The organism is Janthinobacterium sp. UMAB-60, from assembly GCF_900095235.1.
GTDB lineage: Bacteria > Pseudomonadota > Gammaproteobacteria > Burkholderiales > Burkholderiaceae_D > Janthinobacterium.
Map to the genome: position 1 here is coordinate 1 of NZ_LT607521.1, position 1561 is coordinate 1561.

At 52.5% G+C, this 1561-nt stretch carries 1 rRNA gene; it reads right to left on the minus strand.

The features are described from left to right. Positions 1-20: 20 nt before the first annotated feature. Positions 21-1551: ribosomal RNA gene (locus K0F86_RS27130) — 16S ribosomal RNA — on the minus strand. Between the last annotated feature and the right edge of the window lie 10 nt (positions 1552-1561).

The window sequence follows — 1561 nt, forward strand, 5'->3', positions numbered from 1 at the left end:
CTGACTCGTGCAAACTCTAGAAAGGAGGTGATCCAGCCGCACCTTCCGATACGGCTACCTTGTTACGACTTCACCCCAGTCACGAATCCTACCGTGGTAAGCGCCCTCCTTACGGTTAAGCTACCTACTTCTGGTAAAACCCGCTCCCATGGTGTGACGGGCGGTGTGTACAAGACCCGGGAACGTATTCACCGCGACATGCTGATCCGCGATTACTAGCGATTCCAACTTCATGCAGTCGAGTTGCAGACTACAATCCGGACTACGATACACTTTCTGCGATTAGCTCCCCCTCGCGGGTTGGCGGCGCTCTGTATGTACCATTGTATGACGTGTGAAGCCCTACCCATAAGGGCCATGAGGACTTGACGTCATCCCCACCTTCCTCCGGTTTGTCACCGGCAGTCTCATTAGAGTGCCCTTTCGTAGCAACTAATGACAAGGGTTGCGCTCGTTGCGGGACTTAACCCAACATCTCACGACACGAGCTGACGACAGCCATGCAGCACCTGTGTACTGGTTCTCTTTCGAGCACTCCCTGATCTCTCAAGGATTCCAGCCATGTCAAGGGTAGGTAAGGTTTTTCGCGTTGCATCGAATTAATCCACATCATCCACCGCTTGTGCGGGTCCCCGTCAATTCCTTTGAGTTTTAATCTTGCGACCGTACTCCCCAGGCGGTCTACTTCACGCGTTAGCTGCGTTACCAAGTCAATTAAGACCCGACAACTAGTAGACATCGTTTAGGGCGTGGACTACCAGGGTATCTAATCCTGTTTGCTCCCCACGCTTTCGTGCATGAGCGTCAATCTTGACCCAGGGGGCTGCCTTCGCCATCGGTGTTCCTCCACATATCTACGCATTTCACTGCTACACGTGGAATTCTACCCCCCTCTGCCAGATTCTAGCCTTGCAGTCTCCAATGCAATTCCCAGGTTGAGCCCGGGGATTTCACATCAGACTTACAAAACCGCCTGCGCACGCTTTACGCCCAGTAATTCCGATTAACGCTTGCACCCTACGTATTACCGCGGCTGCTGGCACGTAGTTAGCCGGTGCTTATTCTTCAGGTACCGTCATTAGCAAAAGATATTAGCTTTCACCGTTTCTTCCCTGACAAAAGAGCTTTACAACCCGAAGGCCTTCTTCACTCACGCGGCATTGCTGGATCAGGCTTTCGCCCATTGTCCAAAATTCCCCACTGCTGCCTCCCGTAGGAGTCTGGACCGTGTCTCAGTTCCAGTGTGGCTGGTCGTCCTCTCAGACCAGCTACTGATCGATGCCTTGGTAGGCTTTTACCCTACCAACTAGCTAATCAGATATCGGCCGCTCCACGAGCATGAGGTCTTGCGATCCCCCACTTTCATCCTTAGATCGTATGCGGTATTAGCGTAACTTTCGCTACGTTATCCCCCACTCTAGGGTACGTTCCGATATATTACTCACCCGTTCGCCACTCGCCACCAGAGCAAGCTCCGTGCTGCCGTTCGACTTGCATGTGTAAGGCATGCCGCCAGCGTTCAATCTGAGCCAGGATCAAACTCTTCAGTTTAATCTCTGTT